Origin of the sequence: Myxococcus sp. CA005, from assembly GCF_006518205.1 — a bacterium.
In the GTDB taxonomy this organism is placed as follows: Bacteria; Myxococcota; Myxococcia; order Myxococcales; family Myxococcaceae; genus Myxococcus; species Myxococcus xanthus.
In genome coordinates this window covers 1-402 of the sequence record NZ_SRLV01000223.1, presented here as the reverse complement: position 1 = coordinate 402, position 402 = coordinate 1, and the positions used below count along the sequence as shown (strand labels likewise).

Annotated in this window: 1 protein-coding gene; it reads left to right on the top strand. The window is 64.2% G+C overall.

Annotation, left to right across the window (positions count from 1 at the left end; all coding sequences use genetic code 11):
* Window positions 1-8: 8 nt before the first annotated feature.
* Window positions 9-402, top strand: a 394-nt coding sequence (locus FMQ63_RS37740; RefSeq protein ID WP_228556580.1) for a DUF6068 family protein, incomplete at its 3' end; no start/stop codon positions are given.

Sequence of the window (402 nt, the reverse complement as noted above, 5' to 3'; positions counted from 1 at the left end):
GTTACAGCATGTCCGCAGGCCATCAACTCGCGCTCGTGTCGTTCCAGCGAGGCTCGGGCACGGTCCAGGGAACCCCTCCTGTCATGGGCAACCCCTGGGGCCCGGGCACCTGGTACGAGACACTGGAGCGCGCCAGTTGGGGTGACGTCAGGAAGCGTGTCTGTCTTGGCGCGGAACAGGGCTACCTGCTGCGCAAGGTCTGGGAAAAACCGCAGGACGAAGTCCGGTGTGATGACTTCCAGGGCGCGGAGGTCGTTGCGCTGGAGGATGCGTTGATCAGCCTCGTCAACAAGTCCGTCTACATTCCCACCTGGCCGCCTCGTGACTACGGAGCCCCCCTCCCCAGGAAGGTGCGGGTCCAACTGGGACAAGCGTCCGTGGTGGCATACCTCGAAGAAGCCC